Here is a 24,741-nt window from a genome sequence, read left to right as displayed (position 1 = left end):
CATGCCCATCATCGAATCCCGCATCAATACGCGGTCGCAGGACTACACCGACAATGCGCAGGCCATGCAGGCGCAACTGGACGATCTGAACCAGAAGCTGGCGCACACCGCGCTGGGCGGCAGCGAAGCCGCGCGCGCCAAGCACGTGGCGCGCGGCAAGCTCCTGCCGCGCGACCGCGTCGAGCACCTGATCGACCCGGGCACCCCTTTCCTGGAACTGTCGCCGATGGCGGCCCATGGCATGTATGGCGGCGAAGCGCCGGGCGCCGGCGTCATTACCGGCATCGGGCGCGTGGCGGGCACGGAATGCGTGATCGTCTGCAACGACGCCACCGTCAAGGGCGGCACCTACTATCCGATGACGGTCAAGAAGCACCTGCGCGCGCAGGAGATCGCCGCGCAGAACCACCTTCCCTGCGTCTACCTGGTGGATTCGGGCGGCGCCAACCTGCCGCAGCAGGACGAGGTCTTCCCCGACCGCGAACACTTCGGCCGCATCTTCTACAACCAGGCGCAGATGTCCTCGCAAGGCATCTCGCAGATCGCCGTGGTGATGGGCTCCTGCACCGCCGGCGGCGCCTACGTGCCGGCCATGAGCGACGAGTCCATCATCGTCAAGAACCAGGGCACCATCTTCCTGGGCGGCCCGCCGCTGGTGAAGGCCGCCACCGGCGAAGAGGTCAGCGCCGAAGACCTGGGCGGCGGCGACGTGCACACGCGCCTGTCCGGCGTGGCCGACCACCTGGCCGCCAACGACATGCATGCGCTGCAATTGGCGCGCAACGCGGTCGCGCGCCTGAACCGCAAGAAGCCGCAGCCGCTGGCCACCCTCCCGGTGCGCGAGCCGCGCTACGATCCGAGCGAACTGAACGGCATCATCCCCGCCGACACGCGCAAGCCCTACGACGTGCGCGAAGTCATCGCGCGCATCGTGGACGGCTCCGAATTCGACGAATTCAAGGCGCGCTTCGGCGCCACGCTGATCACGGGTTTCGCCCACATCCACGGCATGCCGGTGGGCATCGTCGCCAACAACGGCATCCTGTTCTCGGAGTCCGCGCAGAAGGGCGCGCACTTCATCGAACTCTGCGCGCAGCGCAAGATCCCGCTGGTCTTCCTGCAGAACATCACCGGCTTCATGGTCGGCCGCAAGTACGAAAACGAAGGCATCGCCCGCCACGGCGCCAAGATGGTGACGGCCGTGGCCACGGCCGCGGTGCCGAAGTTCACCGTGCTGATCGGCGGCTCGTTCGGCGCCGGCAACTACGGCATGTGCGGCCGCGCGTATTCCCCGCGCATGCTGTTCATGTGGCCGAACGCCCGCATCTCGGTCATGGGCGGCGAACAGGCGGCCAGCGTGCTGGCCACGGTCAAGCGCGACGGCATCGAGGGTCGCGGCGGCCAGTGGTCGGCGGACGAAGAGGCGGCCTTCAAGGCGCCCATCCGCGAACAGTACGAACACGAAGGGCATCCCTACTACGCCACCGCGCGCCTGTGGGACGACGGCATCATCGCGCCGTCCGACACGCGCCGCGTGCTGGGCCTGGCACTGTCGGCCGCGCTGAACGCTCCCATCGAGGACACCAAGTTCGGTGTGTTCCGGATGTAGGGCGGCGTAGCCGCCCCCACCACAGCCCAAGAATAATCTCAGCCTGGATGACATCCATGTTCGACACTTTGCTGATTGCCAACCGCGGCGAAATCGCCTGCCGCGTGGCCGCCACCGCCCGCCGCATGGGCATACGCACCGTTGCGGTGTATTCCGACGCCGACGCCAACTCCCGCCACGTCGCCGCCTGCGACCAGGCCGTGTACATCGGCGGCTCCGAGCCGCGCGCCAGCTACCTGCGCGCCGACGCCATCCTGCAAGCCGCGCGCGACACCGGCGCGCAGGCCATCCACCCCGGCTACGGCTTCCTTTCCGAAAACGAAGACTTCGCGCAGGCCGCCGCCGACGCCGGCATCGCCTTCGTCGGCCCGCCGGCGTCCGCCATCGCCGCCATGGGCAGCAAATCCGCCGCCAAGGCGCTGATGGAAACGGCCGGCGTGCCGCTGGTGCCCGGCTACCACGGCGACAACCAGGACCCGCAATTCCTCAAGACCCAGGCCGACGCCATCGGTTATCCCGTGCTCATCAAGGCCAGCGCCGGCGGCGGCGGCAAGGGCATGCGCGTGGTGGAATCGTCGGGCGCCTTCCTCGACGCGCTCGCCTCCTGCCAGCGCGAAGCCGCGTCCAGCTTCGGCGACGACCGCGTACTGATCGAACGCTACCTGCAAAAGCCCCGCCACATCGAGATCCAGGTATTCGCGGACACCCAAGGCAACTGCGTCTACCTGTTCGAGCGCGACTGCTCGGTACAGCGCCGCCACCAGAAGGTCATCGAAGAAGCCCCCGCTCCCGGCATGACCGAAGAGCGCCGCCGCGCCATGGGCGAAGCCGCCGTGGCCGCCGCGCGCGCCGTAGGCTACGTGGGCGCCGGCACGGTGGAATTCATCTCCGAACCCGACGGCCGCTTCTACTTCATGGAAATGAACACGCGCCTGCAGGTAGAGCACCCGGTCACCGAAATGATCACCGGCCACGACCTGGTGGAATGGCAGTTGCGCGTGGCCGCCGGCCAGCCGCTGCCGGCGCGCCAGGAAGACCTGCGCATCGACGGCCACGCCATCGAGGCCCGCATCTACGCCGAGAACCCCGAGAAGGGCTTCCTGCCGTCGATCGGCACGCTGGCCTACCTGGGCCTGCCCGCGCACACCGCCTTCGTCAACGGCGACATCCGCGTGGACGGCGGCGTGCGAATGGGCGACACCATCACGCCGTTCTACGACCCGATGATCGCCAAGCTCATCGTGCACGGCGCGGACCGCGACCAGGCGCGCGCGCGCATGCTGCAAGCCCTGGCGCAGACCCAGGCGGTGGGCGTGCAGACCAACGTCGCGTTCCTGTCGCGCCTGATGAAGGACAGCGCCTTCGCCGCTGCCGACCTGGACACCGGCCTCATCGAGCGCCAGCGCGCCACGCTGCTGCCCGAACCCGAACCCGCCGGCGCCGCCGTGCTGGCGCTGGCCAGCGCCGCGGTGCTGGTGCGCCAGGGCCTGGGCGCGCCGGGCAAGGGCAGCGCCGACCCCTGGGACGCCCGCGACGGCTGGCGCCTGGGCGGCCGCTACCGCCGCGAACTGCACTGGGTGGACAACGGCGAAACCCGCAAGGCGCTCATCGCGCGCGACGGCGCGGCCTGGACGCTGGACTGCGGCAACGGCCCCCAGGCCTTCCTGTGGCGCGCCCACGCCAGCGCCAATCCAAACCTCGCCTACGGCCTGCGCATCACGCTGGACGGCCATGAAAGCGCCGGCACCGTCGTGCTGCACGCCGACCGCGCCCACGTCTTCACCGACGCCGGCTCGCACGCGCTGGAACTCTACGATCCGCTGGCGCATTCGCAGGACACGCAGGGCGAACACGGCGGCGGGCTGACCGCGCCCATGCCGGGCAAGATCATCTCCATCTCGGTCCAGGCCGGCGACACCGTGGAAAAGGGCCAGCCCCTGCTGGTCATGGAAGCCATGAAGATGGAACACACTATCTCCGCACCGGCGGACGGCAAGGTGGCGGAAGTGTTCTATGCGGTGGGCGACCAGGTGACGGAGGGCGCGGAACTGGTGGCGATCGGCGAATAGCCCATGCCATCGCCGACGGCATCGTCCGATGCCTGAACGGAAACGGGGCGGCCCATGGGGCGCCCCGTTTCCGTTCGTGCCCGGCGCGCTCCAATCAATTTATGCATTTTTCGCAATCATTTATCGAAATAGATTGTCCTTGTTATAAATAGCGGGCCGCTCCTATGCTCTTCTCAACGTCATCCGACAGCAACGAGGAGAGATTCCCATGAGTGCGGTTATGCAAACCCAGGCATCGCCCGTGAGCATGGTGCCGGCCGGGATAGACCTGGTCGAGTACTACTACGAGCGGGGCTTCACCGACGGCTTGCCGGTAGTGCCGCCGACCCGGGAAAAGATCGACGAGATCGTGGCGCGGCTGGGCGGGGACGCCGGCTTCGTGGAAGCCCGCGTCGCCCCGCGCTGGGGCGAGCTGACCCGCGAGGTCCTGGCCATCAACATGGTGATGGCCGGCTGCAAGCCCGAATACGCGCCGGTGGTGCTGGCGGGCGTAAAGGCCATTACCGACCCGGCCTTCAACCTCAACGGCGTGCAGGCGACTACGCACGTGGCCTCGCCCCTGCTGGTGGTCAACGGGCCGATCGCCCGCGAAATCGGCATGAACGGCGGCGTCAACGCGTTCGGGTCCGGCAACCGCGCCAACGCCACCATCGGCCGGGCGCTGCGCCTGATCATGCTCAACGTGGGCGGCGGCTGGCCCGGAGACCTGGACAAGAGCACGCTGGGCCACCCCGGCAAGTACACCTACTGCGTCTGCGAGAACGAACTGCAAAGCCCGCTGGCGCCGTATCACGTGGAGCACGGCTACAAGCCCGAGGACTCCACCGTCTTCGCCATGGCGGCCGAGGCGCCGCACAGCGTCACCAACCACATCTCCAACGACCCCGAGGGCATCCTCGACACGATGTGCTCGGCCATGAGCACCATCGCCTCCAACAGCGCGGTGCTGGGCGGCCACATCGCCGTGGTGCTGGGCCTGGAACACGCCCAGACCATCGGCAAGCACGGCTGGTCGCGCGCCGACGTGCGCAACTACCTGTACGTCAACCACGGCAACCGCTTCATCGACCTCGCCTACGGCCACCGCTACGGCAAGGTCTACAACCGCAATCTGCCCAAGTACTACAAGCGCGAAGACGACACCCGCATCCCCATCGTGCACAGCCCCGACCACATCCATCTATTCGTGATGGGCGGCGAGGCGGGCCGCTTCTCCGTGCTGATCCCCGGCTGGGGCAGCATGAGCACGCCGGTGCTGCGCGCGATCGACGGCGCGAATGCCGATAGTTCCGATTGCACCAGCGGCGCGTGCGCCATTTAGCCAGGCACTGCATACGAAACCAGGAGAGAGACATGTTGATGAATGACGCGGAAAAAGTCGCGGTGTTCGATCCGCGCGGCGCGCTGCGCTTCGAAGACGCGCCGGTCTCGGCGCGCAAAAAGGGCCTGGCCGGCCTGCGCCTGGGCATTCTGGACAACTCCAAATGGAACGCCAACAAACTGTTGCGCGGCGCCGTCGCCGCCTTGGGCGAAGAGATCGGATTCGCCGAGGTGAACTACTACGTCAAGCACAGCTTCTCCAAGGACGCCGCGCCTGAATTGATCGAGCGCATCGCGGCCGAGAACGACATCGTGCTGACGGCCATCGGCGATTGCGGCTCGTGCTGCTCGGCCTGCGTGCGCGACTCGATCGCGCTGGAACGCCTGGGCCTGCCCAGCGCGGTCATCATCACCACCGAGTTCGCGCGCGAAACCGAACTGACGCGGCAGGCCATCGGCATGAAGACGCTGGAGCCCGTCGTGATCGCGCATCCGGTCAGCTCCATCACGGCCGATGAAATCGCGCAGCGCGTGGCGCAGATCAAAGAGCAGGCGCAACAGGTCTGGCTGGGCACCAAAGCGCCGATGGCGCTGCGCGTGGCGCTTCAATAGCGGCGGCGTTCCGTCGCGGCGCGCCTCTCGCGCCGCGGCGTAAACGGGGAGGAGAAAGATGGGCGCACTGTCGCACTTGCGGGTGCTGGACCTTTCGCGCGTGCTGGCCGGCCCCTGGGCCAGCCAGTTGCTGGCGGACCTGGGCGCGGAAGTCATCAAGATCGAGCGCCCGGGCCTGGGCGACGATACCCGCGGCTGGGGGCCGCCGTGGATCAGCGACCCCCAATGGGGCGAAGTGGCGCAATCGGCCTATTTCGCCGGCGCCAACCGCAACAAGAAATCCGTCGCCGTCGACATCGCCACGCCCGAAGGCCGGCGCCTGGTGGCGGCCTTGGCGGCGCAGTGCGACGTCTTCATCGAGAACTTCAAGGTGGGCGGACTGCAAGCCTACGGGCTGGACTACGACACGCTGAAACGCCAGCATCCGGGCCTGGTGTACTGCTCCATTACCGGCTTCGGACAGAGCGGCCCCTACGCCGCCCGCCCAGGCTACGACTTCCTGGTCCAGGGCATGGGCGGCTTGATGAGCATCACCGGCCGCGAAGACGGCCAGCCCGGCGCCGGGCCGTTGAAGGTGGGCGTGGCGCTCACGGACATCCTGACGGGCCTGTACGCCACCGCGGGCATCCAGGCGGCGCTGGCGCATCGCGACCGCACGGGCGAGGGCCAGCACGTCGACGTGGCCCTGCTGGACGTGCAGGTCGCCGTGCTGGCCAACCAGGCCATGAACTTCCTGGCCAGCGGCCGCGAACCGGCGCGCCTGGGCAACGCCCACCCCAACATCGTGCCGTACCAGGATTTCGCCACCCGCGACGGCCATGTCATCGTCACCGTGGGCAACGACACGCAGTTCCGCAAGTTCTGCGGCGCCCTCGGCCTGCCGGACGTGGCGGACGATCCGCGCTACGCCAACAACACCGCGCGGCTGGCTTCGCGCGATACGCTGATCCCGTTGATCCAGGCGCGGATGGCGCTGCATCCCAGCGCGCACTGGCTGCGCGAGCTGGAGGCGCTGGGGGTGCCTTGCGGCCCCATCAACGGCCTGGCCGAGGTGTTCGCCGATCCGCAGGTCCTGCAACGCGGCATGCGCGTGCCGATGCCGGACGCGCAAGCGGGCTGCGCCGACCTGGTCGGCAACCCGCTGCATCTTTCAGCGACACCCGTGGAATACCGCAGCGCTCCGCCGGTACTGGGCTCCCACACGGAACCGGTACTGCGCGAAGTGCTGGGACTGGCGCCGCAGGCGCTTGCCGAACTGCGGCGCAATGGCGCGATCGCAGTCGGACCCTGAGCTGTTCCCACACAAGAAGGCGACAAGGGAGACAAACCATGGAACCATCCGTTCACGCAAAGGCAGTCGTCAATCCATCCAGGCGCCGCCTGCTTATCGGCGCCGCCGGCGCGGCGCTGGGCACCCTCGGCGGCGCCGCCGGGGCGCTGGCCGCAACCGATTACCCGTCCAAGCCGCTGCGGGTCGTCATCCCTTATCCGCCCGGCGGCCCGACCGATATCGTCGGCCGCATCGTCTCGGCCACGCTCTCCGACAAGCTCGGCCAATCCGTCGTCATCGAGAACCGCCCGGGCGCCAGCGGCATGATAGGCGCCGACATGGTGGCCAAGGCCGCGCCGGACGGCTACACGCTGCTCATCAATGTGTCGGGGCAGTTGATCAATCCTTCGCTGTACACCAACATGTCGCACGATCCGCTGAAGGATTTCAGCGGCATCACCAACCTGGCCTCCACGCCCATCCAATTGATCGTCAGCGCCGATTCCCCGGTGCGCTCGGTGGCGGACCTGATCGCCCTGGTCCGCTCCCAGCCCGGCCGGCACAACTTCGCGTCGTCCAGCAACGGCACGCCCGGCCACCTGGCCGGCGAAGCGTTCAAGGCGGCGGCCAAACTCGACGTCACGCACGTGCCGTACAAAGGCAGCGCCCCCGCGCTGACGGATGTGGTCGGCGGGCAGGTCACCTACATGCTGGACTCCATGCCGTCGTCGATCGCCCTGGTGAAGGGCGGCAAGCTGCGCGCGCTGGCCGTCACCGCGCCGCAGCGCGTGGCCGCGCTGCCGGACGTGCCGACCTTCGCCGAACTCGGCTACCCCACGGTCAACCTCAGCACCTGGTACGGCATGTGGGTTCCGGCGAAAACGCCCCCGGACCTGATCGCGCGCCTTTACAACAGCGTCAGCGGAATACTGCGGCAGCCGGACGTGCGGGCCCGCCTGATCGAAGCGCAGGCCATGCCGATAGGCGATACGCCGGAACACTTCGACGCGTATTGCCGCAGCGAGGCCAAGCGTTATGCGGAACTGGTGAAGCTTGCCGGCATCCGGCTGCAATAGGCCCTAGCGGCGCCGCGAACGCGGCGCAGCGACGACCTGGACCCAATCGCTGCGCAATTGCGCCAGGAAGCCGTTGGCGCTTGGGGTCAGGCCGCGTTCCTTGAGAAACACCACGCCGATCGCCTGGCTCAGCGCCGGCCGGGTCAGCGGCCGCGCCACCAGGTCCGCGCTCAGCGCGGCCGGCACCGCGCCGCCGGGCACGATCGCGACGCCCACGCCCGCCCAGACAAACTGCATCACGGTAGCGAACTGGCTCACGGTCACCGTGTGGCGCAAGGGAACGCCGGCGATCGCCGCATGGCTGTCGATCAGGCGCCGGGTCTGGGCCTCCCGGGGCAACGATACCTGGGCATACGGCGCCAGCGCTTCCAGCGTCACGCCGGCCTGCGCGGACAGCGGATGATTGCGCGGCATCACCACATGAAAGGCCTCGCGGCCCAGCGACACCACCGAGAACTCGTTCGGCACGTCGTCGATATAGGTGATCCCCATATCCGCCACGCCGCTGCGCACGTCGTCCATGACCGTGCCGTGCACGCCTTCGCGCACCTGCAATTCGATGCCGGGGCGCGACTTGCGATACCGGGCGACAATGCGGGGCAATTGCGTGTAGGCCACCGACATCACCGCCGACACGATGCTGCGGCCGCGCAGCTCGTCGGAGATTTCGCGCATGTTCTCCACGGAAATGCGCAGATCGGCCAGCACCCGCTGCGCCAGCGACACGAACTCCTGGCCCGCCACCGTGGTCTCGACCCGCCGCGTGGAACGATGGAACAGCTCCACGCCCAACGCTTTTTCCACGCGCTGCACCGTGCGCGTCAACGCCGGCTGCGAAATGTTCATGGTCAGGGCGGCGGCCACGAAGCTGCCGCACTCGGCAACCGTGCAGATCGCCTGCAACTCGCGGGAACTCAGGTCGGGAAGCGCGGCCATGGCTGATTCGCCCGTCGAAGGCGGCGATGCGGAAAATGGAAGTATAGATACCAAGCCGCCATTTCGTGCATAAATGGGCCGGGACTCGTGGGCCCTCTTAGTTTCCCGTCAGCGAATTGTCCCTAGAATGCCGGTTCCGGCGCCCGCCGCGCGCCCGCCATCCAACCCCTCCATGCCCGTCCCCGACTCCCCCAGTCCGCTTTCCCGTCCCGCCTTCCTGCATTTCCTCTGCGCCCGAGTGGGCGCGTCCCTGGCGTTCCAGATCGTGTCCGTCGCGGTGGGCTGGCAGGTCTATGAGCTGTCCGGCAGCGCGCTGGACCTGGGCCTGATCGGACTGGCGCAGTTCCTGCCCATGGCCGTGCTGACACTGGTGGTGGGACACGTGGCCGACCGCTACGACCGCCGCAAGATCGTGGCCATCTGCATGGCCATCGAGGCCCTGGCCACGCTGACCCTGGCGGTGGCCGCGCTGCATGGCCTGGGCGGCCGGCCGCTGATCTACGCCACGCTCATCGTCATGAGCTCCGCCCGTGCCTTCGAGGCGCCCACCCTCACCACGCTGATCCCCGCCATCGTGCCGCGCGAATGGCTGCCGCGCGCCACCGCGCTGTCGTCCTCGGGCGGACAGATGGCGCAGATCGCCGGGCCCGCGCTGGGCGGCGTCGGCTACGGCCTGGGCGCGGGCTGGATTTACTGCGTGGCCGCCGCGCTGTACCTGACGGCCTTCGCCTCCATCGCCAGCATGCGCATCGACCGCGCGCCGCCGCGCAAGGAACCGACCACCTGGCGCACGCTGTTCGCGGGCATCACCTTCATCTTCCAGCGCCGCCTGCTGCTGGGCACCCTGTCGCTGGACTTGTTCGCGGTGCTGCTGGGCGGCGCGACCGCGCTGCTGCCCATCTTCGCCAAGGACATCCTCAACGCCGGCCCCTGGGCCCTGGGCGCGCTGCGCGCCGCGCCGGCCTGCGGGGCCGTGCTCATGTCCCTGACGCTGGCCCGGCTGAGCCTGGGCGAGCACGTCGGGCGGCTGCTGTTCGGCGCGCTGATGCTGTTCGGCCTGGCGACCACGGTGTTCGGCCTGTCGACCTCGATCCCGCTGTCGGTGGCCGCGCTGGTGGTGCTGGGCGCGGCCGACTCCATCAGCGTGGTGGTGCGGTCCTCGCTGGTGCAGTTGAACACGCCCGACCACATGCTGGGCCGCGTCAGCGCGGTGAACACGCTCTTCGTCAGCGCGTCCAACCAGCTCGGCGAATTCGAGTCTGGGATGCTGGCCGCCCTGGTCGGCGCCGTGCCGGCCGTGGTGATCGGCGGCGCCGGCACCATGGCGGTGGCGGGACTGTGGATGTGGTGGTTCCCGGAGCTGCGCAAGCTGCGCTCGCTGACCCCGGCCTGACGCGGCGGCGCCTCACCGGATAAGGGGACGGCGGGCGGGTCAGTCGCCCGCTGGCGCCGCGCGCGCCGTCGGCACGGCGCCGGACTCCGCCGTCTTGGCCGTCAACCGCGCGAACAACAGGAAGCTGGCCGCCACCGCGGCCAGGTTGTAGAGCGTGGCCCACGCCAGCGCATGGCCGTAGTGCTGCGCCTGCGCCACACCCGGCAGATCGGGCGAGCCGATGGCCGAGAACAACACCACGCCGACCACCGCCACACCGACGGTGGTGCCGGTCAATTGCATGGTGGACGAAATGCCCGACCCCATGCCCGCGTCTTCGGCCCGCACCGACCCCAGCACGGCGTTGAACGCCAGGGGTATCACCATGCCCTGGCCCGCGCCATTGAGCACCAGCGCCGCCACGATCAGCGGCAGATTGGCGGCGTCCAGGATCGCGCCGGCCGCCGACAGCGCGATGCCGGCGCCGAACACCAGCACGCCCAGAAGCAGCGCGCGGCGGCCCAGCTTCTCCGCCAGGCGCGGGCCGCTGACCGACGCCGCGAAGAACGCGACCGCCGACGGCGTGAACACCGCGCCCGCGGCGAACGGGCTCAATTCCAGGCCGAACTGCAGCAGCATAGTCAGCGACAGGAAGAAAGAACTAATGGCCGAGAAGAACAGGAACACCGCGCCGATACCTGTGACGAAGCGGCGATTGGCGAACAGGGCCATCTCGATCAACGGCACCCCGCCGCGCCGCGACAGTCCGCGCTCGTAGCGCACGAAGGCGGCCAACACCGGCACCGCGGCCACCGGACCGGAGTAAGACCACCAGGGCCAGCCGTGGTCATGCCCCAGCATGATGGGCACCAGCAGCAGGAACAGGCCCAGCGCCGCGAGCACCGCGCCCACGATATCGAGCCGGCTCGCCACCGAGGCGCGGGTCTCGCGGATGCAGAGCCAGGCCGCCAGCATCGCCGCCAGCCCCAAGGGCAGATTGATCAGGAAGATCGCGCGCCAACCCAGGCCGGCATAGTCCTGCTCGATCAGATACCCGCCCGCAAGCTGCGAGATGGTCGCCGCCACGCCCTGCACCGCGCCCATCGCCCCGAAGGCCCGCGCGCGGCTGGCGCCGGCGAACATGACGCGGATGGAGGCCAGGACCTGCGGCATCAGCATGGCCGCGGCAGCCCCCTGGATCACGCGCCCGCCAATTAGAATCCCGGGACCGGGGGCCAGCCCGCAGATCAGCGATGACGCGGTGAACAGCCCCATGCCCCACAGGAAGATCCGGCGGCGGCCGAAGAGATCGCCCAGCCGGGCGCCGGTGATCAGCAGCACGGCCAGCGCGGCGTTGTACGCGACGATCACCAGATGGACCTGCGAGAAACTGGCGTCCAGCCCCGTCTGCAAGCTGGGCAGGGCGACATTGACGATGAAGAGGTCGAGAATGATGAGGAAATTCGCCGAAAGCAGCGCGGCCAGGGCGAACCAGCGGCCGGAGCCGGCGGAAGGTGTGTCGGTCATATCGTTGGCCCGGAAGAGGGGAAGTATTAATATACGTACGACCGTATATTAAATTGAAGCATTGCATGCTGACAAGCGAGGACGGACTCATGGTTGAAACGGATCGCCGCCGCATCCGGGGCGAAAAGGCGCGCGCCGGCGTGCTGGCCCATTCGGCGCGCATCGCATCGGTCGAAGGACTGGAAGGCCTGACTTTCGGTCGCCTGGCAAGCGAGGCGGGCGTGGCCAAAGGCAACATCCAGGTGCTGTTCGGCGACAAGGAAGCCTTGCAACTGGCCACGCTGGAAAGCGCGGTGGACCTGTACCGCGTGGCGGTGGTGGAGCCCGCCATGGCCCTCGCCCGCCCGGACGAGCGGCTGCGCGCGCTGGTCACGGGCTGGTTCCAGTTCGTGCAGGACCGCAGCCTGCCGGGCGGCTGCTTCCTCACGGCGGCCAGCAATGAATACCGCACCCGGCCCGGCGCGATCCGCGATCGCGTGAAGCAGCACAGGAACGAGGCTCGCGAGCGCTTCGAAACCCTGGCGCGCGAGGCGATCGCGGCGAAAGCGCTGCCAGCGGCCGCCAACCCGGTCAGGCTGGCTTTCGATCTGCTGGCCTACCAGGCCATCGCCAACGTCGCCGCCGCAATGGGCGACGAGGCGCAGTTCACCATGGCGCGGGAACGCTCGCTGGAAATCGTCTCGGCGAAATAAGGGCGGGCAGCCGCCGGGCCTTTTATGCGCGGCAGGCCAAAGTTGATACAATAGGAATCATTATCATTTCATTCAACTCATAACGACGCGCCTGCTCCACTGGCCGCGCGACGAACGTGGATCCAGGGGCACCATGGGGGAGCGTTTCTTCGGCGTGATCGCCGAGGCGTACAAAGCGTGGAACACGGAACTGGTCGGTTTCCTGAACCGCCAGCTCAAGCGCTCGCCGGACACCGCCCAGGACCTGGCGCAGGAGACCTTCGCCAAATGGCTGGCGGCCAGCAACGGCGCCGAACCGCCCGAGAAGCCCCGCGCCTACCTGTATGAAATCGCGCGCAACCTGCTGCGCGACCACTGGCGCCGCGAAGGCGTGCGCGGCGAGCACGTTGTGGCCAGCCTGGACGACCAGGACTTCGCGCCGCAGGCCGGCAGCCTGGCCGCCGACGCGGGAACGCAGCCCGAGGCGCGCGCCGACGTGAACCAGCGCCTGCGCCTGCTGCAGGCCGCCATCGACGCCATGCCCCCGCGCCAGCGCGAGGCCTTCCTGCTTTATCGGTATGATGAGCTGCGTTGCGAGGAGATCGCCGGCCGCATGGGCATTTCGGTGCGTGCGGTGGAAAAGCACCTGCAACTGGCGTTGGCGCATTGCAAGCGCCATGTCCACGGCGAAGCATCATGACCCGACCCCGTCCCCTATCCGCCGTCGAAGAGGCCGCGAGCGCATGGTTCATGCGCCGCCGGGACCGCGCGTCCGATGCCGGCGCCGAACAGGCGTTCCAGGCGTGGCTGGCGGAATCGCCGCTGCATGGACAGGAGTACGAACGCCTGGCCCAGGTCTGGGATGACATGGCGTCCCTGCCGCGCCCGGCGGCGGCGCGCGCCCAGGCGCCCGCGCCAGTCCGCCGGCCGGCGTTCCTGCGCTGGGGCGGAGCGCTGGCCGCCTTGCTGCTGGTGGCCGGCGCGGCCTACCAGTACCTGCCCGTCAGCTATGAATCGGTCGCCAACGCGTCCACCCAGACCCGCAGCCTGGACCTGCCCGACGGCACGCGGATCCACGCCAACGTCGGCACGCGCGTCAGCGTGCGCTACACGCTGGCCGAGCGGCGCATCGACGTAGCCGGCGGCGAGGTCTATATCGACGCCGCGTCCGACCGCCGCCCCCTCGTCGTGACCGCCGGCGGCGCCGAACTGCGCGACATCGGCACCGAATTCAACGTGCTGCTGCTGCCCGACACACTACAGGTCGGCGTGCGCAGCGGACAGGTGATGCTGGACGCCAGCGGCGCGGACGGCCCGAAGGAACACACGCTGCGGGCCGGCGACACCGTGCTGCTGTCGCGCGCCGGCGGCCGGCTGCTGGGCCGCCAGCAGGTGCCGCCCGGCGAGATCGGCGCCTGGCAGGACGGCGTGGCGGTGGTGCACGACGCCACCTTGCAGCAACTGGCCGGCTACCTGGCCCTGTACCGCGACGCGCCGGTGCGCTTCGCCGACGCACGCGCCCGCGGCCTGCGCCTGTCCGGCACGCTGGACCTGCGCCACCCTGAGGCCTTCCTGGACACGCTGCCCGGCCTGCTGCCCGTGACCTTGACCCGCCGGCCCGACGGCTCGGCGGTGATCGCCAGCCGGTAAACGGCGTCCCCCCTCGCTTGCTAATAATTTTTCTTTCGGGACGTACGGGTTCCGGCGTCTGGCGCGTCTTCCCCTATCAAGATCCACTTCCAGACTGGGGAAAGTCCATGGCGCAACGCCATTTCCGCCGTCGGCTGAACGCCGGCCGTTACGCGCTGCTGTGCGCGCTGTCGATGAACGCCGCGCTGGCGGTCCAGGCGCTCGCGCCGTCCGAGGCCCACGCCCAGGGCGCGGCCGCGCAGGCCTTCGACCTGCCCGCCGGAAACCTGGCCGACGCGCTGGTGGCGCTGGGCCGCCAGGCGCAAGTGCAAGTGCTGTTCAGCCCCGACACGGTCGCCGGACGGCAGGCGCCCGCCGTCTCCGGCAAGATGAGCGCCCAGGCCGCCCTGGACCGCCTGCTGGCCAAGAGCGGGCTGGTCGCCGTGCCCAGCGCCACCGGCTTCGTGGTCCGGCCGCCGGCAGGTTCCTCGGCCTCCGACGCCACGCCCCTCGCGCCGGTCACGGTCACCGGCCGCGACCTCGCCACCACCGAAGGCACGGGTTCCTACACCACCCCCGCCGTCACGCTGGGCAAGAACGCGCAAAGCCTGCGCGAAATCCCGCAATCCATCTCCGTCGTGACGCGCCAGCAGCTCGACGACCAGAACCTGGTGAACCTGGACGACGCCATGCGCACCGTCACCGGCATCACGGTGGAAGCCGGCAGCATCGGCGGCAACCACGGCAACTTCTATTCGCGCGGCTACGCGCTGGACACGATCCAGGTGGACGGCGTGAACACGCCGGCCAGCACCGGCAACGATCTGAGCTCGGGCTTCGGCCTGGCCATCTACGACCGCATCGAAGTGCTGCGCGGCCCCTCCGGCCTGTTCCAGGGCGCGGGCGACCCCGGCGGCACCGTGAACCTGGTGCGCAAGCGCGCGCAGAAGGACTTCGCCTTCAGCGGCCAGGTCATGGCCGGGTCCTGGGACCGCTACTACACCGAGGCCGACATCACCGGCCCGCTGGACAGCGACGGCCGGCTGCGAGGCCGCCTGGTCGCGTCCTACGACGACCGCCGCTCCTTCGTCGACGGCGTCTACACCGAAAAGCCGCTGTTCTACGGCACCCTGAGCTTCGACCTCACGCCCGACACCGTGCTGACCGCCGGCGCCACCTACCAGCAATACAAGGGCCGCCCGTTCTTCGGCCTGCCCGGCTACACCGACGGCGAACTGCTGGACGTGCGCCGCTCCACCAACCTGGACCCTAGCTGGAACCACATCACCGAAGAAATCACCGAATACTTCGCCGACGTGGAACACCGCCTGTCCAACGGCGGCCGCATCAAGGTCAGCGGCATCTACCGCGAACAGGACGAACCCAGCCGCGAATTCGGCTGGTCCGACTGCGCCGTCGACCCCGCCACGGGCGACACCTGCCTGGTCTCGTGGAAATACCGCAGCCACTGGAAGACCTACGGCCTGGACGCCTTCGTCGCCACGCCGTTCCAGGCCTTCGGCCGCGAACACGAACTGATCGTGGGCGCCGACTACCGCGACATCCACAAGAACTTCCGCTACGGCGGTGGCGACAACGCCGACATCAACCTGTACCACCCCGACAACGACGTCCCCAAGCCGGACTACGAATTCACCAACGGCAACGACAGCAAGACGCAGCAGTACGGTCTGTATGCGCGCGCCAACCTGCGCGTGACCGACGCCGCCACCATCATCGCCGGCAGCCGCCTGACCTGGTGGGAAAACCGCACCGAGAACCGCAACGCCTACTTCAACCAGTTCACCAACACCAAGAGCGACATCAACGGCAAGTTCACGCCCTACCTGGGCCTGGTGGTGAACCTGAATGAGCAGTTGTCCGCCTACGCCAGCTACACCAGCATCTTCACGCCGCAGACCACCACCGACGCCAACGGCCAACTACTGGACCCGCGCACCGGCAAGCAGGTCGAGATCGGCCTGAAGGGCGAATTCCTGGACAAGCGCCTGAACGGCCACGCCGCGCTCTTCCGCATGGAAGACGAAAACCGCGCCATGACCGACCCGGACAACCCGCTCTTCTCCATGGCCGCCGGCAAGATGCGCAGCCAGGGCTTCGAGGCCGAAATCAGCGGCAGCCCGGCGCCGGGCTGGGACGTCACCGCCGGCTACGCCTACACCGCCACCAAGACCCTGAAGGGCACGGAAGAACAGAAGTCGCAGCAATACGCCTTCATCACGCCGCGCCACACCTTCAACCTGTGGACCAAGTACACCTTCGCCACCGGAACGCTGGAAGGGTTGTCGCTGGGCGCGGGACTGCGCAGCGTCAGCAGCATGTACCGCCTGAACGGCCCGGTGAAATTCGAGCAGCGCCCGTACACCACCGTGTCCGCGCAGGCCGGCTACCGCTTCAACAAGCACCTGGACGCGACCCTGACCGTGAACAACCTGTTCGACAAGGTCTACTACCAGCGCGTGTGGGCGGCCTATGGGTCGAACTACTATGGCGAACCGAGGAGCGTGATGCTGAATCTGCGGGCGACGTATTGACGCCATGCCCAGGCCCTCCCGGGCCGCGTCCAGCAACGGGCCCGGGTCGGAAAAATGTCGGACGCCATTTCTCCGATGGCCCGCCGACGTGGGCCGGCTCCCCGACTCGCGGTACATCACGCCGCCATCTTGGCCTGCATCAACTGCGCCAGTCCGCGCCTGCTCCGGCATGGCGTGGGTCTGGCTGCCTATGGGATCGCTTAGGGTGAAATTGCAGTCTGACACTATGGACGCGGAACCAATCCATAGCGGGCCATCACCGCAACCAGGGCCGCCTTGTCGGGCGGCCCGCCGGCGCTCGCCGTCGCCTGCACGTCCAGGAAGTACTGGGCACCGATGTCGGGCGACTGCACGATGAGGGCCCGCGCCTGTCCGTCGAACGGGTTCGAGAACTGGTGGATGCTTCCTTTCGGGCTGTACATCCACTCTCCGGCGCCAAGGTCGCGGGTATCGGCATCCACGGCGTACCGCAGCGTGCCTTCCAGGACGTAGACGCATTCGTCGTTATTGGCGTGGCTATGCGGTGGCGGAACGTTGGAGTTCGGCGGAACCGTGAGCTCGAACATACCCACGCTACCGGTGTTGGAGCCGTCCACGAGGTAGCGGATGGACAACTGGCCAATCTGGATGATTGAGGGGTCGGTCATGTCAGTCCTCCACGGACGTAGGCACACCATCATGCTCCAATCTCCCTCCCGGTGGAAAGGTCTCTTTTGGCCAAGCCTTTATGATTTAAGGTCCAGCGGCGTGGCGACCGCGGTCGCCACGCCGTCTTTTGGCCTTGATCGCAAAGGAGGTTCCCTAGTGGTTGGATCCGCGACGACAGCATCGAATTCATTCCGTCCCCGTACCCATGTCGCCGGTTACTGGCGGCGCCGACGGGAGAGACCCTGGCTGGCGGCACTGCTGCTGGCAACGATGCTGTGTTGCATGATGTTCGCCTGGCAGGCCCAGGCAGTGGGCCTGCTGCCCCAGCCGGCCAAGGAGGCGGCGGCTTCGTCCCAGGCGCTGACTCCTGCGGCGCTGGCCGACCTGCTGGAGAATCCCGATGCGCGCAAGGCGCTGGTGGACGAGCTGCGGGCGCAGGCCTCCGGAACGAAGCCCGGCGCGTCTCAATCCACGAATGCTGCCAAGCCGTCCGCGCAGCCGGCCGAACCCGGTCTGCGGGAGCGAGTGGCCGACAATGTGCAGCGCTTTCTGACCGGCCTGGCCAGCGATATGGGGCAGGGCGCGGACGACATGCGCGCGCTGGCCTCGGGACGCAGCCTGCGGATGGACGGCGACACCGCCAGCAACGCCTTGCTGCCCCTGGCGCTGGCTGCCATCGCCACGATCATTGCCTTCCTCCTGCTGCGCGCGATCGCCATCCGTATCTATGCGCGCATCGATCGCTGGGTCGCGGCACAGGGCCGCGCGCCCGAAGCGACGCCCAGGCGCGGCGCGCCGACCTCCCTGCGCGCGCTGTACCGGCGCATGGGCGCCATCGTGGGGGCGTTGGCCATCGACGTAGGCGTCGTGGTTCTCGCCGCCCTGGCGGGCGCCGCCGCGGCCCTGTGGCGCACGCCCGGGCGCGGCACGCTGGACACTCTGGCCCTTGTGTTCCTGCAGGCGTTCGTGGCGGTGGAGATCGTCAAGGTGCTGATCCGCACGGTGTTCGCCGTGCGGCATCCCAGCCTGCGCCTGCTGCCCATGTCCGACGAACTGGCGCGGTACTGGAACACCTGGCTGGTGCGCATCGCCATGGCGGCGGGCTATGGCACGCTGCTGGTCGACCCTGTGATCACAGCCACACTTTCGCCTGCCCTGGGCCGGCTGGCCAACTTGGTCATCATGCTAGCGGTGTACGTGTACGCCGTGCGCGTCATCTGGCAGAACCGCCAGTCGGTGCGAGAGCGCCTGGACCGCCGCGCCGCCGGCGCGACAACCTTCATGGGCTCTCGGCTGCGCGTGCTGTCGCGCGTGTGGCACGTGCTGGGCATCGTCTACTTCACGATCCTGCTGGTAGTCAGCCAGGTCGACCCGACCAACGCCCTCCCCTTCATGGCCCGCGCCACCGCGCAGACGCTGCTGGTTCTTGTCGTAGGCAGCTTGCTGATCCTGCTGCTGAACACGGTGCTGTCCAAGCCGATCAAGCTGCCCGAAGACCTGCGGCGGCGCCTGCCGCTGCTGGAGGCGCGAGTCAACGCCTACGTGCCGGCCATTCTGAAGCTGGTGGGCCTGATCATCCGCATCGTCCTGCTGCTGCTGGTGCTCGATGCGTGGCATGCCTTCGACCTGTCGCGCTGGCTGGCCTCGGACGCCGGGGCCGCCGCCATCAAGATGGTGGTGAACATCGGCATCGTGCTGCTGATCGCGGCGCTGGCCTGGACCGTGACCGCAAGCATCATCGAGCACCGTCTCAGCCAGAGCGAGGGGCGGGGCATGCCCAGCGCGCGCGAACGAACCCTGCTGGCGCTGTTTCGCAACGCCGCGCTGATCGTCATTGTGACCATGACGGTCATGGTGCTGCTGTCGCAGATCGGCATCGACGTGGGGCCGCTGATCGCCGGCGCCGGCGTGGTCGGTCTGGCCATCGGTTTCGGCTCGCAGAAGCTGGTGCAGGACATCATTACCGGCATCTTCATCCAGCTCGAAAACGGCATGAACGAAAACGACGTGGTGCAGGTCGCGGGCGTGTTCGGCACGGTCGAGAAGATGACGATACGCTCGGTGGGCATCCGCACGCTGGACGGCGGCTATCACCTGGTGCCGTTTTCGTCGGTCGACGTGGTGGCCAACCACATGCGCGACTTCTCCTACCACCTCGGGGAATACACCATCGCGCATCGCGAGAGCGTGGACGACGCGATCGCGCACCTGCGCGCCGCCTTCGCCGAGCTGATGACCGATTCGGTGCTGGGGCCTGAGATCCTGGAAGAGATGACGGTCGCGGGCGTTACCGCGGTCAACGAGAAGGGCGTGACCATCCGCATCCTGATCAAGACCACACCGGGCATGCAATGGGCCGTGCAGCGCGGCTACAACCGCCTGTTGAAAAAACACTTCGACGCCGCCGGCATCGAGCTGCCGTACCCGCACACCGTCGTGTACTTCGGCCAGGACAAGCGGGGCTATGCGCCGCCCGCCAATGTGTTCGTGCAGCCCGACCGCCCCAACGAAGGCAGCAATGCCCGCGCGGCGGGCCACACGCGCCGCCGCCTGAAGCCGGAAGCGCCGGGCGAGGATTCGGCCGAGGTGCTGGGCAACGAGCTCGAAGCGCGCGAAGACCCCGACGCGACCCGCGCGTAGGGGCTTGGCAGAGGCCTGGGAGGGCCTGAAGTCAGACTACGATTTCGGCACTTATGTGCTGAGAAATTGTGGTCTGACTTTTTTTCGCGGCGGGTTCCATCGTCACCAGGAACGTACCTGCGAACACACTGATCTCTAGAAATTCGGCCAAACTGATCCGGTCGATTGCCGAATAACGCAGGTACGATTGGGAGCGTATTGCCCGGCGCAGGCGTGACGCTGACGCTACCGTCCCAACGAAAAGCATCGAACTGCCATGTCGGCAGTCATGCCCACACCGCTATCGTTCGTTTCTCTTTGCCTGGCCCACGAGTCGTAAATGAAGCTGCTGAAGCAGCGTTTTGAGGAAATAATGAATTTTTGGGTCCCTGTCGTCTTCGGTACGTTCAAGCTCCTCGTGTTGGGCACGGGCATGTTTCTCGCCATCAAGTCTCACTACGATGGAGAAAAAAAGGAGAAGAAGGAGAAAGAGAAGGAGGAGGAGGAGGAGATGAAAGCCCAGTAAGATACCGTCTTGGCCGTCAAGCGATCAGACGTAGTCTGGTCGGTATCGTGATCGGGTTTTAAGCACGCCGAAGCATAGATGCACCAGCTTTCTCATGGCCGCGCCGAGCGCGGCCATTCTGCTTTTGCCCGCCAGCAGCAGTCGCTCGTAGAGCGCGCGGATATGGGGATTGCGACGAATGCCGACGATGGCAGCCATGTAGAACGTGGCACGCACCCGGGCAGGACCGGCCGTTGACAAGTGCGCACGGCCATTGAGGCTGGTGCCCGACTGACGCTGCACGGGAACCAGCCCTAGATAGGCCGCCAAGGCCTCGGCAGACTCGATGCGTTTGCTATGCATGATCGACAGGATCGCGTTGCTGGCCTGCGGGCCGATGGCCGGGATGCTGGTGAGCAACTCCCGGTCTTCCTTCAAGTCGAGATGGCGGTCGATGTGGTCATCGATGGCCCGCTCCAGGCGCTTGATCTCTTCGCGCAGGAACGCAACGGCCTTGGCGATGGAGCCTTCGACCAGGACGGGCGGATCACTGAACTGCGTTTTCTCCTGCCGGTTGAGCTCACGCAACAAGTCTTTGCTCAGCGCGTTGCGCCGCGCCAGCAAGGCACGCAACTGCCGCGCATGCAGGGGCGCGGGGTGCCATAGCGCCGGCTTGAGCGCCTGACCGTAACGGGCCAGCACGTAGCTGTCGATCCCGTCGGTCTTTGACCGCACCGCCAGCGCACCCGCGAAGTCGCGCACCTGGGCTGGATTCACCACGGAGACACTGACCGAAGCGTCATGCAGCGCGGTGGCGGCCTGTTCGTGATACTGCCCCGTCGGTTCGAGTACCGCGTGTAACTGCTGCGGCTGGGCGCCTTGCTTGGCGCACCATTGCAGCAGCGTCTGGATGCCGGCTACCGAGTTGGGGACGACCTTGGTCTTGCGTTTGTCTCCTTCACTGCCCAGCAGCGCGCAATCCAGTTTCGCTTTGGAGACGTCGATTCCTAGAAAAAACATGACTTAGCTCCTTTGCCAATACCAAAGAAGCCCGCTGCGCCCACTTGCCTTGTACATGCAGGGTCCCAATGCCCTAGGCTACCGTCCAGTGTCCAGCCGGCTCAGAGGTGCGGATCGAGGCTTAATCTAAGAGACAAAGTCCAAGCTTTGGGTGTCAGAACAAGCTGCTCGAATCCGCTGTGGTGATAGCTAATCACCACGGAGACCAAGATACAAGGTGTCAGACTACAATTTCGGCAATGATGGGCTGGGAAATTGTAGTCTGACTCTTTTTCACCATGCGCGCATCAGCGGCCGCGCTCGATCACGCGTCTATTTCCCTGCTGGCTGCATGTCAACGTGCCGCGATACTTGTCGCACAGGTCATCCAGCAACGCCGTCACACACGCGCCGCTGACCGGTTGCGCAATGACGACCGTGTCCACGTCACCTTTCAATTGAATATCGGCGTTTGAGTTGCGGCGCAGGCCTTCCGCGATGGAGCCCAGTGTTCGGGGCGCCCCGGAAAAGGCTTCCCCTCCGGCAGGGAATCGCTGATTGAGCTGCGTATATGCCAGCCACCACAGCACCAGCGACATCAATATGAGGAAAAAGCCGACGGGCGCTCTCAAGCGATATTTATCAATCCACAGAATTATCGGCGGATCGTCTGGCCCGGCGCCTCGACGGAGCAACAAGTACACCCCTAGCGCCAGGAACCCCAACCCCAGCACGACAAGCAGGATCAGCATGGTCAAATCCAACCCGGGTAATTCGCGCACGCAGCTTAGATCCATGGTTGCTCACCGTTTCGCAGGGGTAAAGAACAAGACCAGCAATTGCGACTGCTGACGAAAATCCATCAGCACGAAACCTTGCCCGATCTCGAACTGGCTGTTGGGACTCCACTTGATTGTCTGAGGCGCCTGCTTGCCGCGAAATACCTCGGAAATAACCAGGCTGTACTTTCTTGAGAATTCCCCGATTTCCGCGTCCATCTGCTTGACCGGCAAATCGGCATGAACGACGGCCTCGCGGAACAGACTGGCCCGACTCAGAACGGGCAAGGCGGTTTCAATGAATTTGCTGTCGCTTAAGGAAGCCGGATCGCCGGATTGCGCAAACGCCACGTAGCGCGCAAAAATCTCGGACGCAATTCGCAACTGCGCATCAAATGCCTCCTGGCCAAGCAGCGCATTGACGACCGCACGATTAGCCCCGACACCCGAGAACCCGAATTCGCATTCGCGCCCGCTGCTGTGTCTTTGTACGGTGCACATGCCATCAATGCTGTACGCCAGGTATTGCTTCGATGCGAATGGGCAGTCGCAGCGTCTCAGGGGCGCCAGCTCAGGCGCGGCGACGCCAGTCTGGCCGCTGGCCTGGGCGTGAACGACGCCGCTTGCCATCGCCATCACGGCGCCCATGGCCGCCAGGATCTTCAACGGAAATCGACGGTTCAGCATGCGTGTACCTCGTCTTTCCTGCAATGGGCGCGAACGAGCGTCCGCCGCCACATTTGATATCGGGATGACGTGATCCGAGCGGGATTAATCCATAAAAAGGCGTCACACCGTCCGGGATGGTATCCACATCGCCCATCCGTCCCCACGCGCAGGGACAGCGCCGCCGCACGCCTCCTTGCCCTGCGACGGCATGGCGCTTGCTGCACGACGGCAGCGGCGCGTGGGGTTCCGGCGCGCCGCGCATGCATACGCCGGAGCCGATGATCAAGGAGCAACCATGGCAACCCTCAAGGAACGAAATGTGGCGATTCTGGCCGTCGATGGCTTCGAGCAGGTAGAGATGACCGGCCCGCGTGACAGCCTTCAGGCAGCAGGCGCGCGCACGGTGCTGATTTCCGCCAAGACTGATCCGATCCTGGGCATGCACCACGACAAACCCGGCGATCGCTTCCCCGTGGACATGACTTTTTTACAAGCCGCCTCGGAACCGGTGGTGTTCGACGCGCTATTGCTGCCGGGCGGCGTGGTGAATGCCGACGAAATCCGCATGCAGCCCAAGGCTCAGGAATTCGTGCGCGCGATGTTCAAGGCGGACAAGCCCGTGGCGGTCATCTGCCATGGCGCCTGGCTATTGATTTCTTCAGGCGTCGTGCAAAACCGCACGCTGACCAGTTGGCCGTCGCTGCGCGACGACCTGGTGAACGCAGGCGCGCAGTGGGTCGATGAGGAAGTCGTGGTCGACGGATCGCTGGTGTCCAGCCGCAAGCCTGACGACATCCCCGCCTTCAGCCGCGCATTCATTGAATTGCTGCAGTCGACGACGCGTTAAGCGCCCGGCTCATCAGGCGGCGGGCCGGCGGCGATGCCGGCGCCTTGCGGGGTGGGCGGCGCGGGGGGGCATGAGGTCTGGCGAGGGCAGAACCCAGAGGGTTCAAGTGTAGAGGACCCGCAGAGAGTAGACTGGGCCCTTTCCTTTGCCTCTTCGAGTCCCTATCCATGATTGTTAAAGCCTTGCGTGTCGGCCTGGGCCAATTGATCGTCGCGGGCGACGCGCTTACGCGCCCGCGTCCTCAAAAGCGTACGCCGCAAGGCCAGGCCGCCGTGAACAGCGAGGCGGCCTCGCTTGCGCTCTACCAATTTCACGCCTGCCCGTTTTGCATCAAGACGCGACGTGCCATGCATCGGCTGAACGTGCCCGTGGCGCTGCATGACGCCAAGCGTGATCCGCAAGCGCGCGAAGCGTTATTGGCAGGTGGCGGCAAGGTCAAGGTGCCTTGCCTGCGTATCGAAGAGGCGGGCGGCACGCGCTGGATGTACGAGTCCAGCGACATCATCGCCTACCTGGAACAGCGCTTCGCCAACGTTGCCTGACGGCAGTACGCGCAGATGACGCGCCTTGCCCTCCGAATGGCCCTGACGCTGTGCGCGGCAGGCGCGCTGGCCAGTTGCGATTCTTCGCTGCCTCCGCCGCCGCCCGGGTCGACACTTACCGCCGAAACCATCGCCACGCGCGAAACGCCGCCGGAACGCCAGTTCAAAGGCGTGCTGGCCGGCAAGCCCATTCACTTGCTCGTCAATAACTGCAAGGTCTACAAGGTGGACGCGGCCGAAGGCGAGAATGTGAGCTGGACGCTGGTATTGGAGGGCGATTTCTATCCGCTGCCCACGTCGTGCATCAGCCAATCGCTTACCGAAGGCAAAGGCTTCATCACGGCCTTCATCGGACGCCAGGCGTTTGGCGCAGGCGGGTGCTGCACGGGCACACCTGAATATCGCTCGAAAGACGGGCTGAACTGGAAGCCGCGCTGACCGGACACCGCCTGCCGCCATCGACTGGCGACGAATTCCTTCGCGTCCA

At 66.8% G+C, this 24,741-nt stretch carries 22 protein-coding genes; 16 read left to right on the top strand and 6 right to left on the bottom strand.

Annotated features, from left to right (window positions below):
• The first annotated feature begins 1 nt into the window (after nt 1).
• The 6 genes from WHX56_RS05350 (at nt 2) to WHX56_RS05325 (ending at nt 7,956) form a co-directional block, all read left to right on the top strand.
• Nucleotides 2–1,609 (top strand): carboxyl transferase domain-containing protein, encoded by a 1,608-nt coding sequence (locus WHX56_RS05350; protein ID WP_129245570.1) that lies wholly within the window; start codon nt 2–4, stop codon nt 1,607–1,609.
• Between the two features lie 56 nt (nt 1,610–1,665).
• Complete coding sequence (locus WHX56_RS05345; protein WP_338880669.1) at nt 1,666–3,678, top strand: acetyl/propionyl/methylcrotonyl-CoA carboxylase subunit alpha; 2,013 nt, start codon at nt 1,666–1,668, stop codon at nt 3,676–3,678.
• Nucleotides 3,679–3,886: 208 nt separating this feature from the next.
• Nucleotides 3,887–4,999 carry a hypothetical protein gene (locus WHX56_RS05340; protein ID WP_338880668.1) on the top strand — a complete coding sequence of 371 codons (1,113 nt, stop codon included), beginning with the start codon at nt 3,887–3,889 and terminating at the stop codon, nt 4,997–4,999.
• A gap of 32 nt (nt 5,000–5,031) precedes the next feature.
• Entirely contained in the window at nt 5,032–5,610 is a 579-nt protein-coding gene (locus WHX56_RS05335) for a UGSC family (seleno)protein (protein ID WP_129245564.1), read from the top strand.
• A gap of 58 nt (nt 5,611–5,668) precedes the next feature.
• Nucleotides 5,669–6,901, top strand: coding sequence for a CaiB/BaiF CoA-transferase family protein (locus tag WHX56_RS05330; protein ID WP_338880667.1), 1,233 nt, complete (start codon nt 5,669–5,671; stop codon nt 6,899–6,901).
• 38 nt (nt 6,902–6,939) lie between these two features.
• Nucleotides 6,940–7,956, top strand: a complete 1,017-nt coding sequence (locus WHX56_RS05325; protein ID WP_338880666.1) for a tripartite tricarboxylate transporter substrate binding protein — start codon at nt 6,940–6,942, stop codon at nt 7,954–7,956.
• A 3-nt stretch (nt 7,957–7,959) separates the two neighbouring features.
• On the opposite strand, the gene WHX56_RS05320 is transcribed toward WHX56_RS05325, so the two are convergent.
• Nucleotides 7,960–8,892: a LysR family transcriptional regulator gene (locus tag WHX56_RS05320; RefSeq protein ID WP_338880665.1), complete on the bottom strand. Its 933-nt coding sequence runs from the start codon at nt 8,890–8,892 to the stop codon at nt 7,960–7,962.
• A 172-nt stretch (nt 8,893–9,064) separates the two neighbouring features.
• Here WHX56_RS05320 and WHX56_RS05315 point away from each other — a divergent pair, with 172 nt between their 5' ends.
• Entirely contained in the window at nt 9,065–10,285 is a 1,221-nt protein-coding gene (locus WHX56_RS05315; protein ID WP_338880664.1) for an MFS transporter, read from the top strand.
• A gap of 39 nt (nt 10,286–10,324) precedes the next feature.
• Here the strand turns inward: WHX56_RS05315 and WHX56_RS05310 are convergent, their stop codons facing one another.
• Nucleotides 10,325–11,791 (bottom strand): MFS transporter, encoded by a 1,467-nt coding sequence (locus WHX56_RS05310; RefSeq protein ID WP_338880663.1) that lies wholly within the window; start codon nt 11,789–11,791, stop codon nt 10,325–10,327.
• A gap of 89 nt (nt 11,792–11,880) precedes the next feature.
• On the opposite strand from WHX56_RS05310, the gene WHX56_RS05305 reads away from it, so the two are divergent.
• The 4 genes from WHX56_RS05305 to WHX56_RS05290 all read left to right on the top strand — a co-directional run bounded on the left by WHX56_RS05305 (nt 11,881) and on the right by WHX56_RS05290 (nt 16,646).
• Entirely contained in the window at nt 11,881–12,483 is a 603-nt protein-coding gene (locus WHX56_RS05305; protein ID WP_338880662.1) for a TetR/AcrR family transcriptional regulator, read from the top strand.
• Between the two features lie 133 nt (nt 12,484–12,616).
• Nucleotides 12,617–13,162, top strand: a complete 546-nt coding sequence (locus tag WHX56_RS05300) for an RNA polymerase sigma factor (RefSeq protein WP_338880661.1) — start codon at nt 12,617–12,619, stop codon at nt 13,160–13,162.
• Nucleotides 13,159–14,112 carry a FecR family protein gene (locus tag WHX56_RS05295; RefSeq protein ID WP_338880659.1) on the top strand — a complete coding sequence of 318 codons (954 nt, stop codon included), beginning with the start codon at nt 13,159–13,161 and terminating at the stop codon, nt 14,110–14,112. Before WHX56_RS05300 ends, WHX56_RS05295 begins: the two co-directional genes overlap by 4 nt.
• A gap of 107 nt (nt 14,113–14,219) precedes the next feature.
• Nucleotides 14,220–16,646: a TonB-dependent siderophore receptor gene (locus tag WHX56_RS05290; RefSeq protein WP_338880658.1), complete on the top strand. Its 2,427-nt coding sequence runs from the start codon at nt 14,220–14,222 to the stop codon at nt 16,644–16,646.
• A 224-nt stretch (nt 16,647–16,870) separates the two neighbouring features.
• Here WHX56_RS05290 and WHX56_RS05285 read toward each other — a convergent pair whose 3' ends face one another.
• Nucleotides 16,871–17,293, bottom strand: coding sequence for a cupin domain-containing protein (locus tag WHX56_RS05285; protein ID WP_338880657.1), 423 nt, complete (start codon nt 17,291–17,293; stop codon nt 16,871–16,873).
• 283 nt (nt 17,294–17,576) lie between these two features.
• Here WHX56_RS05285 and WHX56_RS05280 point away from each other — a divergent pair, with 283 nt between their 5' ends.
• The gene (locus WHX56_RS05280) at nt 17,577–19,934 is read left to right on the top strand and encodes a mechanosensitive ion channel domain-containing protein (protein ID WP_338880656.1); all 2,358 of its coding nucleotides are present in this window, start codon (nt 17,577–17,579) and stop codon (nt 19,932–19,934) included.
• A 319-nt stretch (nt 19,935–20,253) separates the two neighbouring features.
• A complete protein-coding gene (locus WHX56_RS05275) occupies nt 20,254–20,439 on the top strand; it encodes a hypothetical protein (RefSeq protein WP_338880655.1) in 186 nt (61 codons plus the stop codon).
• Between the two features lie 24 nt (nt 20,440–20,463).
• Here WHX56_RS05275 and WHX56_RS05270 read toward each other — a convergent pair whose 3' ends face one another.
• The 3 genes from WHX56_RS05270 to WHX56_RS05260 form a co-directional block, all read right to left on the bottom strand.
• Nucleotides 20,464–21,438, bottom strand: a complete 975-nt coding sequence (locus tag WHX56_RS05270; protein ID WP_338880654.1) for an IS110 family transposase — start codon at nt 21,436–21,438, stop codon at nt 20,464–20,466.
• 287 nt (nt 21,439–21,725) lie between these two features.
• Nucleotides 21,726–22,169, bottom strand: coding sequence for a hypothetical protein (locus WHX56_RS05265; RefSeq protein WP_338880653.1), 444 nt, complete (start codon nt 22,167–22,169; stop codon nt 21,726–21,728).
• A gap of 51 nt (nt 22,170–22,220) precedes the next feature.
• Nucleotides 22,221–22,883, bottom strand: a complete 663-nt coding sequence (locus WHX56_RS05260; protein ID WP_338880652.1) for a hypothetical protein — start codon at nt 22,881–22,883, stop codon at nt 22,221–22,223.
• A gap of 277 nt (nt 22,884–23,160) precedes the next feature.
• Between WHX56_RS05260 and WHX56_RS05255 the strand changes: the two genes are divergently transcribed.
• From WHX56_RS05255 to WHX56_RS05245, 3 genes are all read left to right on the top strand, one after another.
• Nucleotides 23,161–23,712, top strand: coding sequence for a type 1 glutamine amidotransferase domain-containing protein (locus WHX56_RS05255; RefSeq protein ID WP_338880651.1), 552 nt, complete (start codon nt 23,161–23,163; stop codon nt 23,710–23,712).
• A 167-nt stretch (nt 23,713–23,879) separates the two neighbouring features.
• Nucleotides 23,880–24,254 (top strand): glutaredoxin family protein, encoded by a 375-nt coding sequence (locus WHX56_RS05250; RefSeq protein WP_338880650.1) that lies wholly within the window; start codon nt 23,880–23,882, stop codon nt 24,252–24,254.
• Between the two features lie 15 nt (nt 24,255–24,269).
• The gene (locus tag WHX56_RS05245; protein WP_088148305.1) at nt 24,270–24,692 is read left to right on the top strand and encodes a hypothetical protein; all 423 of its coding nucleotides are present in this window, start codon (nt 24,270–24,272) and stop codon (nt 24,690–24,692) included.
• Nucleotides 24,693–24,741 lie beyond the last annotated feature (49 nt).

The sequence above is a fragment of the Achromobacter veterisilvae genome, assembly GCF_037619525.1.
In the GTDB taxonomy this organism is placed as follows: Bacteria; Pseudomonadota; Gammaproteobacteria; order Burkholderiales; family Burkholderiaceae_B; genus Achromobacter; species Achromobacter veterisilvae.
Note: the sequence above shows the minus strand (reverse complement) of the source record. Positions and strands in the feature narration are given on the sequence as shown.